Raw genomic sequence first — 15038 nt, forward strand, 5'->3', positions numbered from 1 at the left:
GGTGTGCGTCGCCAGGTCCACGCCCAGCCTATCGGCTTTCAGCCGCTGTTTGCGTTCAAATGGCCTTGATCTTCTTCCTCAAGTCTGCGCCTGCGCCGACCAGAGCTGTCGCGAAAGAGACGGGCACAGGGAATGCGACAGCGAATGCGTCGGCTCCGTACCGCGAGAGCACAACGAAGGCAGTGGGAAGCGTACAGGCAAGTGCCAACGCGTTGACTGTCACGGACGCGATCGAGGATGCGACGGCGGTCTGGCGGGCAAGCGCGGCGGTCGCCGTGGCGTACGCGCAGGGAATCAAAGCCAGCAGCGCCCAGCCGGTTATGAATATGACGAAAAGCTCGGCGGCCTGACCGCTGATGCATTGGGGTGGGCTTGAGAGCAATACGAAAACGTCTCCCGAGATCCCGCCATCCAGCACGAGAGCCGCGAACTTTACCGTGTAGGGGGACGATACGCTCGGAACGTTTGAAAGGACCGCGGCGGCCGCGGGAATTGAGAAGAGCGTGGCAGCCGAAGCTCCCGTAAACAGAAACAGCGGTGCCGCCAATGACTTCTTCCTCGCCGCCGCGGCGATGCTCCTCGTTCTCCTCGCGGCGATCTGGATTCTTGTTAGCCGTGTAAAGGCGATCAGGCAGAGACGTTTGCCGTCCCCGTGCGCGACCTCATTGATACTGTGGGTTTAAGTCAGAGCTCCCTAAGGGGTCAATGGTTGAATGTAAAAAGATATGTTGTTTAGGCGGAGCCGTTTAGAGCTTGCAGCCTCGGCCTGCCGGCTAAAATCTGGAGAACAAACGCCTTGGAAAGGAGTGCGATGCAGCTTACCCTCGTCCGCCCGGCGGTACTCTGCCTCCGCCCGGCAAGGCTCGGTGGGCGCACCGGTTTGCTGGAAGAAGATCGCCTGCGCGCCGAACCGCCGGAGCGCGCGGAAGGCGTCGGCATCCGCCCGATTTCGCGAGATTCCGAATCGATCGAGAGGATTGGGCGCCTGTACTTTCGTTCATATCCCGACGGCGAGGTCGGGACGTGCGAAGAGGCCGTCGCCGACGTCGAAGCCACGAGCACCGGCGAGTACGGTGCGTGGGTCCCCGATGCGTGCCTGGTCGCAGAGGAGGGCGGGGAGCCGGTCGGCGCCATTCTGGTGACCGACAATCCGCCGTGGGATGACGTCGAAGATCTGACCTTCATCGTCGATCTTTTCGTTGCCCCCGACAAGCGCGGACGGGGTATCGCAGACGCGCTCGTCGGCACCGCGCTGGCAGCGGTCGGCGGCCGCGAGGTCGGCCTGCGCGTAGAGAGCGAGAACGCCGCTGCGCGCAGAATCTATGAGAGGCACGGCTTCACTGTGCGGTGAGCGGCGGGTCAACGGTTCGAGCCCCGAGCCCGCGGGATCGCCGAAGTCGGCGTCTCGCGCACAAATTGTTCGCATCCGCCTTTCCCGAGCCCGCGGGATCGCCGAAGTCGGGGTCTCGCGCACAAATTGTTCGCATCCGCCTTGCCCGAGCCCGCGGGACCGGGCAAGGCGGGCTGCCGTATTCTCTCTCGGGTCGCGACACGTCGCCCCTCGGGCCGCCGCTCCCGCTCGCGATTTTGGATCAGGGCGCGTCGGCCGAAAGCCCGCCCTCGGGCCCGCGCCAGGCGAACAGCTCGTTGCCTGCCGCATCCGTGATCCGCGCGACGGCGCTAGGCGTCAGGTCGATTCGCACCCGCAGCGCGTCGCCCGCGTTCGCGTGGCCGCCGTTTGTTAGGACGCCGTTCGCGTGGCTGTCGTTTGCGTGGCCCGCGCCGTCCCGGCCGCTGTTCGGCTGGCCCTCGCGCCCTCCCTCGCCGCTCGGCCGCACCTCGTATTCGATCCAGGAGTTGTCCTTGGCCAGCACGGCGGCCTCGCCGCGGGCGATCCACGGGTGACGCCGCCGCAAGCCGATGAGGTCCTGGTAAAGGCGGTACATCCACGGCCTGTCGCCCTCGCCCGGCTCGGGGGGCAGGGCCGGACGAAGCCCGTCGTCGGCCGTGACGCCCTCGCCCTTGTCACCGCGCACGCCGCGTTCGTCGCCGTAGTAAATCGAGGGCATCCCGGGCAGGGTGAAAAGCAGGGCAGCCGCCAGCGCGGCCCCCGTTTCGCCAATCTGCGAGGCTATGCGGGTCACGTCGTGATTCCCGACGAAGGTCTGCGGAACGAAGCCCCTGCAAAGCTCGGCCTGCCGGTCGAGGGCCCAGGCCAGCTCCCAAAAGTTGACGTCCTTGATCGAACTCCAGATCGCCTTCCACAGCTCGTACTGCGTGACCGTGTCCAGGCGGCCGTCGGCGACGATCTGCGCGTAGTCTCCGTGGATCACTTCCCCTAGGAAAAGCGCGTTTGGGAACTCGCCGCGCACGCGGCCGATCGTCTCGGCCCAGAAGCGCGGGGGCACGGCGTAGGCGACGTCGAGGCGCCACCCGGCGATCCCCTTGCGCAGCCAGTGAAGCATGATGTCAGCGACGAAATCGACGACGGCGGGTTTGGAATGGTCGAGCGTGAGAAGCTCGCTGTGCCCCTCCCAGCACGCCAGGCCGCCGTCGGGCTGGCGAAGCGCAAGCTCCTCGGCGCGCGGGTGAGTGGCCGCGACGTGGTTGAAAACGCCGTCGAGCATGACGTTGAGTCCGCGCTCGCGGCATGCCGCCATGAAGGCCTCGAAATCCTCCTCGGAGCCCAGGCGCCGGTCGATCGCCATGTGGTCGAGGGTGTCATAGCCGTGGGAGGCCGATTCGAAGATCGGGCCCAGGAGAACGCCGGAGCATCCGAGCTCCACCGCGTAGTCGAGCCAGGGGATCAGCCTCAGAAGCCGATGCTCGCCCGGATCGGCCGCCTCTCGCGCCTGATCGCCGCGGATCGGAGCGCCCGCGGCTCCGAGGGGGTAGACGTGCCACCAGATGGCGTCGTCGAGCAAAGACATTCGAATTCCTTTCACGGCATCGCGGCTTCGGACGGACGGACCGCCCTGCCGAGCCCCTTGTTGAGTGACGCTCAATAACGAAATCGAGTATATGCCTCGACGACGGCAAATGGAAGCGAACCCGCCGCGGACGCAAAAGCGGCCGAGCCCGGAAGGCGGGGGGCTCGGCCGCAGAGCGTCGGATCGGTGCGTCCGCCTCAGACGCCTAGAACAGCCCGGTCACTTCTTGTTCGGCTGCTTCCCGTAGTCGGCGATGGCCGCCTTGGCGTCGGCCATCTGCTCGGGCGAAAGCAGCGCGATGGGGGCGCCCGTCGCCATCGCCCGGAGGTGGATTTCGCAGACGTACTCCAGGATCGGAAGGAGGCCCGCCGCCTTCTTCACGGTAGGCCCGATCGTGATGGCGCCGTGGTTCTTCATCCGCGCCCCGCTGCGGCCCTTCAGGGCGTCGGTCACGTTTCGCGCGAGCTCATCCGTGCCGAACTCCGCGTACGGGGCTACCCGTATGATCCCGCCGAGCATCGCCGAATAGTAGTGAGACGGCGGGATCTCGTCGACCACCAGCCCCAGAGCCGTCGAGGCCGGTGCGTGGTTGTGCGTGATCGCCTTTGCGGCCGTTTCGCGATAGACGCTCAGATGGAGGGGAAGCTCGGAGGACGGCTCGAGGATCCCGTCCACGCGTTCCCCGTCCATCGAAAAGACAACCACGTCCTCGGCCGTCATCGTTTCGTAGGGCACGCCCGACGGCGAGATCGCGACCTTGTCATCGACGCGGATCGAGACGTTTCCGGCGGTGCCGACGATCAATCCGTTGCTCTGCATGAACAGGCAGGTCTCGACGACCTCGCGGCGTTCTTTCTCTAGAAGCATGGTGGCCTACTTTCCGAATGCTTGGTCGTTGTCTTTGGCAGTTTTGGGGTCGGCTTCCGGTGCAGCTGCGCCGGCCTTTGGCGATGCCTCGCCTGCCTCCGGCTCAGCCGCGCCGGCCTTTGGCGTCTTCCCACTGGTTCCGGACGGTGCAGCGACGGTTCCGGACGGCGCAGCGACGGTTCCGGACGGAGCCCCGCCGGCTTGGAACAGGCGGGCTTGGGCCTCGAGCGCCTCCGGATTGGCCAGGTGTAGGGGCCGGCGGCCGGCGGCGAAGGCCGCGATGTCCTCGGCCCCGATTCGGGCGGCGATGCGCGCGGCCTCCTTCGAGGCGCCCGCCAGATGCGGGGTGATCGTGACCCGCGGCGTCCTCAGGAGCCTGTGGCCCGGCGGAAGCGGCTCCTGAGGCAGCACGTCGAATCCCGCCGCGAAAAGGCGGCCGGAGTCGAGGGCGTCGCACACCGCGTCGTAGTCGACGAGCTCGCCGCGCGCGCAGTTGACGAGCACGGAGCCCTCCGGCATGAGCGCGAGCGCGTCGGCGTCGATCATCCCGCGGTTCTCGGCCGTGACGCGCGCGTGGACCGTGACGACGTCGCTGCCGGCGAGCAGCTCGCCGAGGGAATCGACGCGGGTCATCCCCTCGGCCGGCTCGTCCGCCCACGGATCGTAGACGAGCACGCGCGCGCCGAAGGCGGCCATGACGGCGGCCACCCTCCGCCCCACTGCGCCGTATCCGACGACGCCGACAGTCGAGGAGCCGATCTCCGCGCCGACGTTGTCGAAGATGTAATAGTCCGAGCGCCACTGGCCGTCGACGACCTCCCGGTGGCGCTGGGGGATCTGCCTGAGGCTGGCGAGGATCATCCCCACAGTGTGTTCGGCCGTCGCCGTCGCGTTGCGGCCCGGCGTGTAGGAGACGAGCACCCCGGCCCGAGTGGCGGCCTCGATGTTGACGTTGACGGGGCCGCCCCGGCAGACGGTGACGAGCTCGAGCGAGGGCGAGGCCGCGATGACCTTCTCCGTGAAGGGGAAGGTGTGGGAGAAGGCGACGTCGCAGCCGTCGAGGGCTTTGATCAGCTCGTCCTCGTCGCCGGCCGCCTCATGGACGTCGCCGATGTCTCGGAAGGGAGGGACGGGCCACGTCGAGGCGATCGAGGCCGTTTCGACGTCGGGAAGCGCGCGGGCGAGGGCGGTGCGCAGGACGGCGTCGGTCACGAAGCCGTCGGAGGCGAGGAGGACTTTCACGATTCAGCCTTTCCCGGCTCGACGTTCTCTGCCCCGGTCTCTTCCGCCTCGGCGTTCTCTGACCCCGCCTTTCCCGCGGACGAGCGGAGCTTTCGGAGCGTGCGCCAGCAGCGCCGGGCCCCCTCGCGGGCGTCGTAAAATGCCACTCGCGCCTCCGAGTAGATGTGGATGTTGTCCGGATTCGGGTCGAAGGTTTCGAGGGTCGCGCCAAGAGCCGAGGAAGCCGAGAACACGTCCGGGAACGCTCCGGCTGAGACGAGGGCGAGGACGGCCGCCCCGCGGGCGCCCGCTTCGGGCGCGTCTTGTCGCAGGACTCGCTGCGCGGTGACGTCCGCGAGGATCTCGCACAGGAGGTCGGAGCGGAATCCGCCTCCCGAGACGACGATGGGTCCCGTGATGCGCAGCGCGTTGAGGCATTCGGCGAGGGAGAAGACCACGCCTTCGTAGACCGCCCGCAGGATGTCGGCGCGGGTGCTCGTCAGGCTCATTCCCTGCCATGACGCGGATGCGTTCGTGTCGAGGAAAGGCGCACGCTCGCCGCCGGGCGAGGCATAGGGGAGGTAGACGACCCCGTGCGAGCCGGGCCCGGCCGCTCTGGCCATTTTCTCGATTTCGCTCCACGACTGCGTTTCGAGGCCGAGGGTCGAGCGGATCCAGTCGAGGTTGGGGGTGCCGGTCATAGGCGCCATGAATTCGAGGACCTGGGTTCCCTCGCCCGTCGCCAGGACCATCGAGAGTTCGGATCTGCGCTCGGCGACGCTCGGGAGGAGCGTGCCGACGAAGCCGGTGGTTCCGAGGATGAGCCAGGAGTCGCCGTCGGCGATCCTTCCCAGGCCCATTCCGGTCACGGCGACGTCGATCATCCCCACCCCGACGGGCGTTCCCGCCGGAATCCCGGTGGCCTCGGCGGCCTCTTCCGTGACGGGCGACGCTTCGCCCGCCGGATGCCGGATCTCCGGAAGGAGTTTGAGCGCCTCGCTCAGGCCGAGTTTTTCTGCCAGCGGTTCGTTGTACCCCGAGGTCGTGGCGACGTCGAGGAAGGTTCGGGACGCTTCGGTGAAATCCGTGGCGCGAACGCCGGTGAGCTTGAAACGTATCCAGTCTTTGCAGTTGAGATGGCTCGTCGCCCGGGCGACGGCCTCCGGCTCCGCGGCGGCAAGCTCCTCGTAGAGAACCGGGAAAAGCCCGCCGAAAACGGTTGTGCCGGTGACGTCGAGCACCGCGCGGCCGCGGCCGTCGAAGTTCCAGTCGTCGACCCGGTTGGCAGCCCGGCCGTCCATCCAATTGGCTGCGGGGCGCACGGGCTCGCCGTCGGCGTCGACGAGCCAGGCGCCGTCGCCTTGCCCGGTCAGCCCGATGCCGACGATCCGCGATCCCCGCACCTGCTCGGCGACGCTGCGCAGGCAGGAGGCGACCGCCTCCCACAGCAGCGCCATGTCCTGCTCGCTTTCGCCGTTGGCGCCGTAGCGAACGGGGACGGATTCGTGATGGGAGGCTTTGATCTGCCCGTTCAGGTCGAAGGCGACGGCCTTGACGGCCGTGGTTCCGCCGTCGACACCGATGACGACGTCGTTCATTGGCTTCTCCTCGTTGAGAACTGTGTGGCGGCGCCTGCCGACGTCGTTTCCGCGGCGGGCGCCGAAGCTGTGAATTGTGCGGCTCCGGCTTTTCGCGCATCCCTCCTTGGAGCGCGAATGACCGAAGCCTATGCGTGACGTCTACAACGTATCGGCGAACGATGAGTCTGTCAACGTTTCTGAGAATTCTTTTTGAAAATTGCGTAGAATATGAAAAGTTTTCATCGAGCCGACGAGGCGCGCATCAGACAGGCAAAGCGAGGTGCTAGGCGGACGTGGAAGCCGAAAGCCGTGCCGGGAGGCAAACCGAAAGCCGTTCTGAGAGGCAAGCCGAAAGCCGTTCCGGGAGCCGTTCGGGCGAAGGGGCTCCGCGCGGGAGGGTGGCCCCTGACAGGCGCCGTTCGCTCATCGTCGACGAGGTCCTCGCCGGCGAGGAGGTGCGAATCGAGGAGGTCGCGGAGAACTTGGGGGTCTCCGTCGTGACGGTCTATCGCGACGTTCAGATCCTCGAAGGGGCGGGCCTGATCGAGCGGTCGAAGGGGGTTCTGCGGCCCAGGGCCTCCTCCACGGCCGAACTTCCCCCGGGGATTCGCAGAACAAAGTCGCCGCGCGAAAAAGCGGCCCTGAGCCGGGCGGCGGCGAGCCTCGTCTCGCCCGGGGACGTCCTCATGATCGACGATTCGTCCACGGCCCTCCCCATGGTCGCGGAGCTGGAGTCGGTCTACCCGCTGACCGTCGTCACGAATTCGATGGTCGTGGGTCGGGCGCTCGCCGAGTCGAAGACGGCTGAGCTCGTCCTGATCGGAGGACGCTACCTTCCGTGGGCGGACGCGTTCTACGGGAGCTTGGCCACCTCGTTCGTCGAGGGCGTTCGCGCCGACCTGTGCGTCATGTCCGAGGCCGCCGTGTGGGGCGACGGCGTATACAATCCGGTCGACGTCGTCGTAGAACTCAAACGCGCGATGCTCAGGCAGTCCTCGCGCCGCGTCCTCCTGGTCGACAGCACGAAGTTCGAGCGGCGGGCCTGGCAGAAAACGGCTCCTCTGAGGGCGTTCGACACGATTCTCGTCGACGGCCGGACGAAGGGCGAACACGTCGACATGCTGCGGGCCGGGGGCGCGGAGGTCGTCGTCGTGCCCGTCGACGGCGATACGATGGACGTGTGACGCAAGCACAGTCTCCCCGACGCCGCCGGATGTCCACGCAGGAACGCCGGAAGGCGATGCTCGCCGCGGCAAGCCGGGCCTTCGCCGCCGCGCCCTGCTCGGAAGTGACGACGGCGGCGCTCGCCGAGGACTGCGAGGCCTCCGAGGGGTTGATCTTCCACTATTTCGGCTCGAAGGCGGGGCTGTACGCCGCCGTCGTCGGCGAGGCGATCGAGAGGCTCGGCCGCGCTCAGAGGGAGGCGGTCGAGCTGCTCGGCCCGTCGGTCAGCGTGCGGGACAGGGTTCGCGCCGGCTTGGAGGTCTACCTCGAACATATCCGCACCCATCCCGAGGCATGGGCCGCGCCGCTCTTGGGCGGGCGCGAGCCGCCCGAGGCGATCGAAGTTCGCGCGCGAGCGCGTGAATCCTACGTCGAGGCCCTGTCGCAGATGCTGGGCGTCTCCGGCTGGAAGCGGCATGCCTACGCGGTTTCCGGGTATTTCGGCTTCCTCGACGGCGCCTGCCTGGCCTGGGTGCGCGACGGCTGCCCGGAGGCAGACCGCTACGCCCTGATCGACGCCGCGCTCGGCGCCCTCGAAGGCGCGCTGGGCGACTGGCGGGTGTGATCCGCCCGGCGGAGCGCGAATTGTTCGGCGCGCTGCAGCGCGCCCTGAGGCGGGCCGGGCGGGCCGTGCTTTGGCTGCTGTGGAGGCGGCGTCTCAGTTACGCTCCGTCCGCAGGCCCTTCGGCTATGCTTCCTCCGCAGGCCCTTCGGCGCCGTTGCGCGCTTTGCCGACGTCGGCAGCCGAGCCGTCTCCCTCGCGGGGCGCCTCGCCCGCGTTTCCGAGTATCTGCGAAAACAGTCTGGCGGCGGTGGCGCGCACCTCGTCGGAGCCGAGCATCGTGCCCACTACGCTCGAAAGCACGTTGATGGAGAGGGCCGCGTAGGCGGCGTCGGCGTCCTCCTCCGTGGCCTGGCTTCTGCCCTTGCTGCGGGCGATGAGCTCGGCCACCCCGTCCTTTGACTTGGACAGCATCGCCCCCAGCTCCTCGCGGGCCTCGGGGTGGCGGACGGCGTAGATCCACGACTCCATGTTGAAGAGGAGGATCTCCCTCTCCGTCTCGGAATAGTCGCCGGCGCAAAGGAAGTCGGGCATCCGGTTGGCCTGCCGATACTCATCGATGAGCTCGTCCTGCTGCCTTTCAAGATCGCGCAGAACCGTGAGGAAAAGCGCCTCCTTCGAAGGGAAGTTGGCGTAGAGGGCGCCCTTTGTGAATCCGGCTTCGGCGGCTATGTCCGCCACGGCGGCGCCTTCGTATCCCTTCCTGGCGAAGACGCGCCGCGCCGCCTCGATGATCTCCATGCGGGTGCGTTCGGCCTTGGTCCGGCCCCGCTTGCCGCGGTCGCGGATGCCTTCTGCAGTCGACTCGATCTTCGCCGCAGCCGAGGAGAGCTGCTCGGACGTCTTGCGCAGCGTGCCCGAGAGGTTCTTGCCCGTCTCCTTCGTCACCGCGCGGGTGAGATTGCTCAGGGCGGCGGTGAGCGCCCTCGTCGCCGAGGCGAGGTCGTGCTCGCTGTCCGAATTGTCCTTCTCCGTGGCCATGGAACCACAGTACCGCAACGGCGGGGCCGGCCTTTGGGCAAACCGTGTGACGTCCCATGCGGGCTTTTGCGTGAATTCTCCATGCGAGCGCTTGACATAAGGAATCTCCATGGACTTATGATTAGACCGACGGTCGGTCGTTTCGATCGAAGCGAGAAAAGTTCGCACAGAAAGCGAGGAATAGACATGGTTCGGGTAAGCAAGCCCGCTGCGCAGCGCAAAGACGAGATCCTCGACGCCGCGCAGACCCTGTTCGTCACGAAGGGGTATCAGGCGACGACGATCGAGGACATCTTGAAGGCGGTCGGCATCGCCAAAGGAACCCTTTACCATCATTTTTCCGGCAAGGAGGAGGTGCTCAGGGGCTTGGTCAGGCGCACGGTCGCCCAGGCGGTCGAACGCGCGAGGGCGATAGCCGCAAGCGATCTGTCCGTCCTTGAGAAGCTCGGCGCCGTTGCGACTTCGGCTCGGGTGGAGGGCCAGTCCGCCGAGCTCATCGAGGAATTCCACACCCAGGCCAATTCTGAGTTCCATCTCCTGTCGATTGTGGAGATGGTCAAGGGGCTGACCCCGATCCTCGCCGACGTCGTCTCCGAGGGCGTGGAGGAGGGGGTCTTCGCCACCGACGACCCCCTCGGAACCGTCGAGGTTCTGCTGACTGCAGGAGGGTTCCTGCTCGACGTCGGAATATTCGGCGGCGACGCGGCGGAGGTCGGCCGACGCGCCGAGGCGGTCATGCGCGCGGCGGAAATCCTGCTCGGCTGCCCCGAGGGGGCTCTGAGCGCACTCGGCGAGATGCAAAGCGGCGAAAGCCAAGGAGGCAAGAGGCAAAGCGGCAGGGGGCGAGAGCGATGAAGCACTTCTCGATTCTTTTCGCGGGGGCGTTCGTCAACTCCGTCGGCACGGGTTTGAGCGCATTCGCCCTGGCGATCTACATGTTCCAAACCTACGGGACGGCCTCCTCGGTGATGCTCGTCCAGCTGTGCTCTTTCGCCCCGATTGTCCTGTTCGCTCCGATTGCGGGAGTGCTGGCGGACCGCTTCGACCGGCGGGTCATGATGATCCTCGGCGACGGCGGCTCCGTGGGCGGCCTGCTCGTCGTCGTCGCCGCGGTCTCTTCCGACGATCCCGACATCAAGCTCATTTGCCTCGGCATCGTCGCCTCCTCGTGCTTTGCGGCCCTCACCGAGCCCGCGCTGCGCGCGAGCGTCAGCGACTTCGTCGGGCCGGACGAATATGTGCGGGCGTCGGGGATGCTCCAGCTCGCCGCCTCGTCGAAGTACCTCATCTCGCCGTTGCTGGCCGGATTCCTGCTTCCCGCCGTCGGGCTTCGGGCGCTGCTCCTTGTCGATGCGAGCACCTGCCTGGTCACGGTCGTCTGCAGCCTCATCGTCCGCAAAGCCGCCGGGAACATGGGCGAGGGAGCGAAGGAAGAGGGGTTCGCAGCCCAGCTCATAGCCGGCTGGCGCGCGGTGGCTTCGCGGAGAAACGTGCGCATCGTGCTCGGCCTCATGACGATGGCGGTCTTCGTCATCGGCTTCCTTCAAACCCTGCTCAAGCCGATTCTCCTGCCGTACGTGGGGACGAGAACGGAGGGCACCGTCGAAACGATCGCCTCCGTGGGAATGTTCGCTGGCGCCGCGGTCGTCGGCATGGCGAAAAACGCGCGGCCGGCGGCCCTGCTTGCCGCAGGCATGCTCGGCGCGGGCGCAGCCATGACGCTTTTGCCGATTCGCCCCGTCGCGTGGTGGGCCGCAGCTGCCGGCTTCGCCCTTTTCGCCTCGCTCGCCCTGTGCAATGCGGGGGCCGAGGTGATCATCCGCTCGTCCATCCCCAACGAGCAACAGGCTCGGGCGTGGGGGACGATCGGCATGGTCTCCCAACTCGGATACGTCGCGGCTTTCGTCCTCGCCGGTCCGCTCGCTGACAAGGTCTTCGAACCCCTGCTGCGCGCCGACGGGCCGCTGGCGGGATCGGTCGGAACGGCGTTCGGAACCGGGCAGGGGCGCGGAACCGCTCTGCTGGTGACGGCCATGGGGATCGCCCTCGTCGGCGTCGCCGCCGCCGTGCACGCCAAGCGTGCGGACATAGTCAGAGGAACCGAGGATTCCTCCGCACAGGGAGACGGTTCGAAGGCCGACGGCTCGCCGAATGAAAGCCCGGCGGCACCGGCGCAGGCCGCGCTCAAACCGTCCGGACGCCCCGGGTCAACCGGAAGGCTTGGGGAAACCAAGGGCCTTGGACGAACGGGAGGGCCCGTTCTGACCGGAAGCCCCGGACGAATCGGAGAACCCGGATCGAATGGAAATGCGGGGGATTTCTAATGCTGCTCCGCATGCTTCGCGCAGACCTGCGCCGCAGCGTCGCGCAATCTGTCGCCCTGACGGTTTTGATGTCCCTGGCCGTCGCCCTCGTCGCCATGAGCGCGGCACTCGGAATACGCGCCGGCTCCGCGGTCAACTCCCTGTGGAGGGATGCTGCGCCGCCCGATGTCGTGCACATGTACGCCGGGACGCCCGACGCGAAAGGCGTTGCAAAATGGGTCGGCGGGCGCTCGGACGTCAAGGACTACCAGCTCATGCGCTCCCTGCCCGTGCCCGTGCGGCAGCTGACGATCGCGGGCAAGAGCCAGGCCGATTCGGTGCTGGAGCCGGCATTCGTCACCGCCCCCGAACGCTTCGACCTTTTGCTTGGCCAGAATGGAAAGCCGGTGCGCCCGGGGCCGGGGGAGATAGCGCTTCCCGTCCATTACAAGGCCGAGGGCATGGCCAAGGTCGGCGACGTCGTCCGCGTCCAAAACGGCTCGCAGAGCCGCGAGCTCAAGGTGGTCGATTTCGTCCGCGACCCGCAGATGAATCCCTCGTTGGTCACGTCCAAGCGCTTCGTCGTCCATTCCAGCGACTTCGCCGAATTCGACAAGCATTTGGAACCCGAGTACCTCATGGAATTCCGTTTGGCCTCCGGGGCCCCGACCTCGTCTTTCATCTCCGATTTCGAGGCGAGCGGGCTTTCGAGCAAGGGAATCACGATCGACACGTCCATCCTCAAGCTGATGAACGGCGTGACGACGGTTCCGATCGTGGGCGTGGCGCTGCTCGTCGCAGTTTTGCTGGTTGTCGTCGCATCCCTCATCCTCAGGTACACGTTCCTCGCGGCGATGGAGGACGACCTTCCGCAGATCAGCGTGCTCAAGGCGGTCGGCGCGCCGCCGCGCGGGATCAAGCGCCTTTACATGGTCAAGTACTTCGCGTTGACGGCGCTGGGGACGGCGGTCGGCTGCCTCCTGTCCTTCCCGCTGGCGGCGCCCCTCGACAAGGCCGTGCTTCTCTACCTCGGAGAGCCCGCCGCAGGGGCGTGGGACGTCGCCGTCCCGCTCGCCGCGGCGATTGCGCTCGGGCTCCTGATGGTCGGTTTCTGCCGCCTGATTCTGCGCCGCATCGACAAGCTTTCGGCCGTTCAGGCGCTGCGCACCGGCGTCAGCGGGAAGATCCGCCCCAAGCGCCACCGCCTCAAGCTGACGTCCTTCAAGCGCGTCCCGGTGTGCCTGTGGATGGGCGTGCGCGAGGCCTTCCGGCCCGCCTATGCGCTTTTGTTCGGCGTGCTCAGCGTGTGCACGATCGTCATGGTCATGCCGGTGTGCGTCGTCACCACGATGGACAACCCCGGCTTTTCCACATACCTGGGAATCGGCGGCGCCGACGTGCGCATGGACGTGAAGAAGATCGATTCCTCTCAGAGCGGCGTCGGCGGCCTCGACCAGGCCTTCGCGCGGGTCAAGGCCGACCCCGGCGTCTCTCGGGCCGTCAAGATGACCGTCCATAGGTACGACATGGCCGCAGCCGGCAGAAAGGGAACCGTGGCGCTGGTCGAAAGCGGCGACCACACGACGTTCCCGGTGAGCTACTTGAGAGGGAAGGCGCCCGTCGCCGCGAACGAGATCGCCCTTTCCTCGGGGCAGGCCAAAGAGTCCGGGGCCGACGTCGGAGACGCCGTGACGCTCACGGTTCCCCGGGGAGGGACGGGCGATGGGCCTTCGTCCCCTGTGTCCGGGCAGAGCGCCGACTCGCGGAAATTGCGGGTGACCGGCGTTTATCAGGACATCACCAACGGCGGCAAAACGGCCAAAACGCCGATGGAGACCGTCGCGGGCGACACGAGCGAGCCTGCCCAGCAGGTGATCTACGCCGACTTTAAGGAAAGCGCCGATCCCGCCGAGGCCGTGGCGGGCCTGCGGGCAAAGCTTCCCGGGGTCACCGTCGTGCAGCTTCAGGAATACATCTCGCAAACGCTGGGCGCCACCATCTCGCAGATGCGCACGGTGTGCGTATTCGCGGGGATCGTCTCGGCCGTCCTCGCCTTCCTCGTCTCGGCGCTCTTCGCCGTGCTCGTCGTCAAACGTGAGACGCCTCAAATCGCCGCCCAGCTGGCGATCGGCGCGAGCAGGCGCGGCCTGCGCGGCCAGTATCTCATTCGCTTCGGTGCCGTGCTCGTCATGGGAATCGCCGTGGGGGCGCTGGCGGTGCTCACGCTCGGCGAGGCGGCCGTCGGCGCGGTTCTCGGGATGCTTGGCGCTCCGAACCTGAGCCTCGTGGTGAATCCGTGGCTCGTATGGATCGCCCTTCCCGGCGTTCTCGCCCTGACGGTGGCCGGCGCGGTTCTCTTGGCCCTGCGCCGCATGCGGACCGCAGAAATGGAGGACGCCGAATGACCGCCCAATCACGCTCGAACGGCCGAGCAAGCTCGAGCAACTCAACCAATTCGAACGACTCGACAAAACAGATAGTGAACAATCACGCAAAAGACTTGCGAAAGGAGACGGCGATGCCGATCTTGGAAGCCATTGACATAACGAAGGACTATGACTCGCGCGTGCTCCACGGGCTGAACGTGGCGATAGAGGCGGGGTCGTTCGTCGCGATCATGGGCCCCTCGGGCTCGGGAAAGACGACCTTTCTTCACATACTCTCCGGCCTCGACCGCCCCACTGGCGGGACCGTCAAGGCTGACGGCGAAGAACTGACCGGGATGAAGGAGAAGGACCTTGCGGCGCTGCGCCTGCGCCGCCTCGGATTCGTCTTCCAAAACCCGCACCTCCTTCGCACGCTCTGCCTGCTCGACAACATCGCGCTGCCGGGATTCCTGGCCGGGGACAAACCCCGCGAAGAGATCGTGGCCCGCGCTCGCGGGCTGATGGCGAGCATGGGGATATCGGAGCTCGAATCGAGCGACGTCGCCGAGGTCTCGGGCGGCCAGCTCCAGCGGGCGAGCATCTGCCGCGCCCTCATCAACGACCCCGAGATCGTCATCGGCGACGAGCCGACCGGCGCGCTCAACTCCGCCTCGGCGGCGCAGGTGCTCGACATCATGGGGGAGATCCGCGCTCGGGGCACGACGGTCGTTCTCGTCACGCACGACCCGAGGGTCGCGGTGCGGGCGGACAGGGTCCTTGTGCTTGTGGACGGGAAGATAACCGACGACGTCGCCCTCGGCCGCTACAGCCCTGAGGCCGCAGCCGAGCGCACCGCGCGGGTGACCTCGCTTCTGGCCAGCCGCGGGGTGTGAGAAGGCCGGCGGAAGGCGTTCGCAAACGGGATGCCGACCCCGCCGCCGACTCCGCGAACTGCAGCTCTTGGAGACGTTGGCTTTGAACCTTCGTCCCTTGAGAAAGAGCAT

Annotated in this window: 13 protein-coding genes; 7 read left to right on the forward strand and 6 right to left on the reverse strand. The window is 67.0% G+C overall.

Features of this window, described 5'->3' with window-relative positions; translation table 11 throughout:
• Window positions 1-55 precede the first annotated feature (55 nt).
• Window positions 56-547, reverse strand: a complete 492-nt coding sequence (locus ACO48X_RS08130; RefSeq protein ID WP_485001582.1) for a hypothetical protein — start codon at window positions 545-547, stop codon at window positions 56-58.
• A 264-nt stretch (window positions 548-811) separates the two neighbouring features.
• Here ACO48X_RS08130 and ACO48X_RS08135 point away from each other — a divergent pair, with 264 nt between their 5' ends.
• Window positions 812-1351 carry a GNAT family N-acetyltransferase gene (locus ACO48X_RS08135; protein ID WP_485001583.1) on the forward strand — a complete coding sequence of 180 codons (540 nt, stop codon included), beginning with the start codon at window positions 812-814 and terminating at the stop codon, window positions 1349-1351.
• 241 nt (window positions 1352-1592) lie between these two features.
• On the opposite strand, the gene ACO48X_RS08140 is transcribed toward ACO48X_RS08135, so the two are convergent.
• The 4 genes from ACO48X_RS08140 to ACO48X_RS08155 form a co-directional block, all read right to left on the reverse strand.
• Entirely contained in the window at window positions 1593-2930 is a 1338-nt protein-coding gene (locus tag ACO48X_RS08140) for an alpha-amylase family protein (protein ID WP_485001584.1), read from the reverse strand.
• A 219-nt stretch (window positions 2931-3149) separates the two neighbouring features.
• Window positions 3150-3797, reverse strand: a complete 648-nt coding sequence (locus ACO48X_RS08145) for a class II aldolase/adducin family protein (protein WP_485001585.1) — start codon at window positions 3795-3797, stop codon at window positions 3150-3152.
• A gap of 6 nt (window positions 3798-3803) precedes the next feature.
• Window positions 3804-5039, reverse strand: coding sequence for a 2-hydroxyacid dehydrogenase (locus ACO48X_RS08150; RefSeq protein ID WP_485001586.1), 1236 nt, complete (start codon window positions 5037-5039; stop codon window positions 3804-3806).
• Complete coding sequence (locus ACO48X_RS08155; RefSeq protein ID WP_485001587.1) at window positions 5036-6616, reverse strand: FGGY family carbohydrate kinase; 1581 nt, start codon at window positions 6614-6616, stop codon at window positions 5036-5038. The genes ACO48X_RS08150 and ACO48X_RS08155 overlap by 4 nt, the downstream gene beginning before the upstream one ends.
• Before the next feature lie 380 nt (window positions 6617-6996).
• Between ACO48X_RS08155 and ACO48X_RS08160 the strand changes: the two genes are divergently transcribed.
• Window positions 6997-7782 (forward strand): DeoR/GlpR family DNA-binding transcription regulator, encoded by a 786-nt coding sequence (locus tag ACO48X_RS08160; protein ID WP_485001588.1) that lies wholly within the window; start codon window positions 6997-6999, stop codon window positions 7780-7782.
• Complete coding sequence (locus tag ACO48X_RS08165) at window positions 7779-8387, forward strand: TetR/AcrR family transcriptional regulator (protein ID WP_485001589.1); 609 nt, start codon at window positions 7779-7781, stop codon at window positions 8385-8387. Before ACO48X_RS08160 ends, ACO48X_RS08165 begins: the two co-directional genes overlap by 4 nt.
• Window positions 8388-8510: 123 nt before the next feature.
• Here ACO48X_RS08165 and ACO48X_RS08170 read toward each other — a convergent pair whose 3' ends face one another.
• Window positions 8511-9476: a TetR/AcrR family transcriptional regulator gene (locus ACO48X_RS08170; protein ID WP_485001590.1), complete on the reverse strand. Its 966-nt coding sequence runs from the start codon at window positions 9474-9476 to the stop codon at window positions 8511-8513.
• Window positions 9477-9551: 75 nt separating this feature from the next.
• On the opposite strand from ACO48X_RS08170, the gene ACO48X_RS08175 reads away from it, so the two are divergent.
• From ACO48X_RS08175 to ACO48X_RS08190, 4 genes are all read left to right on the forward strand, one after another.
• Entirely contained in the window at window positions 9552-10220 is a 669-nt protein-coding gene (locus ACO48X_RS08175; protein WP_485001591.1) for a TetR/AcrR family transcriptional regulator, read from the forward strand.
• Window positions 10217-11689: an MFS transporter gene (locus ACO48X_RS08180; protein ID WP_485001592.1), complete on the forward strand. Its 1473-nt coding sequence runs from the start codon at window positions 10217-10219 to the stop codon at window positions 11687-11689. Before ACO48X_RS08175 ends, ACO48X_RS08180 begins: the two co-directional genes overlap by 4 nt.
• 11 nt (window positions 11690-11700) lie before the next feature.
• Window positions 11701-14073 carry an ABC transporter permease gene (locus ACO48X_RS08185; RefSeq protein ID WP_485001593.1) on the forward strand — a complete coding sequence of 791 codons (2373 nt, stop codon included), beginning with the start codon at window positions 11701-11703 and terminating at the stop codon, window positions 14071-14073.
• 113 nt (window positions 14074-14186) lie between these two features.
• Window positions 14187-14927 carry an ABC transporter ATP-binding protein gene (locus ACO48X_RS08190; protein WP_485001594.1) on the forward strand — a complete coding sequence of 247 codons (741 nt, stop codon included), beginning with the start codon at window positions 14187-14189 and terminating at the stop codon, window positions 14925-14927.
• The last annotated feature ends 111 nt before the right edge of the window (window positions 14928-15038 follow it).

It is taken from the genome of Peptidiphaga sp. (assembly GCF_057238965.1).

Excerpts from the sequence above, each read along its gene's own strand:
- ACO48X_RS08135 (WP_485001583.1), top strand. The coding sequence starts at position 812 with ATGCAGCTTACCCTCGTCCGCCCGGCGGTACTCTGCCTCCGCCCGGCA.
- ACO48X_RS08140 (WP_485001584.1), bottom strand. The coding sequence starts at position 2,930 with ATGTCTTTGCTCGACGACGCCATCTGGTGGCACGTCTACCCCCTCGGA.
- ACO48X_RS08145 (WP_485001585.1), bottom strand. The coding sequence starts at position 3,797 with ATGCTTCTAGAGAAAGAACGCCGCGAGGTCGTCGAGACCTGCCTGTTC.
- ACO48X_RS08155 (WP_485001587.1), bottom strand. The coding sequence starts at position 6,616 with ATGAACGACGTCGTCATCGGTGTCGACGGCGGAACCACGGCCGTCAAG.
- ACO48X_RS08170 (WP_485001590.1), bottom strand. The coding sequence starts at position 9,476 with ATGGAGATTCCTTATGTCAAGCGCTCGCATGGAGAATTCACGCAAAAG.
- ACO48X_RS08175 (WP_485001591.1), top strand. The coding sequence starts at position 9,552 with ATGGTTCGGGTAAGCAAGCCCGCTGCGCAGCGCAAAGACGAGATCCTC.
- ACO48X_RS08180 (WP_485001592.1), top strand. The coding sequence starts at position 10,217 with ATGAAGCACTTCTCGATTCTTTTCGCGGGGGCGTTCGTCAACTCCGTC.
- ACO48X_RS08185 (WP_485001593.1), top strand. The coding sequence starts at position 11,701 with ATGCTTCGCGCAGACCTGCGCCGCAGCGTCGCGCAATCTGTCGCCCTG.
- ACO48X_RS08190 (WP_485001594.1), top strand. The coding sequence starts at position 14,187 with ATGCCGATCTTGGAAGCCATTGACATAACGAAGGACTATGACTCGCGC.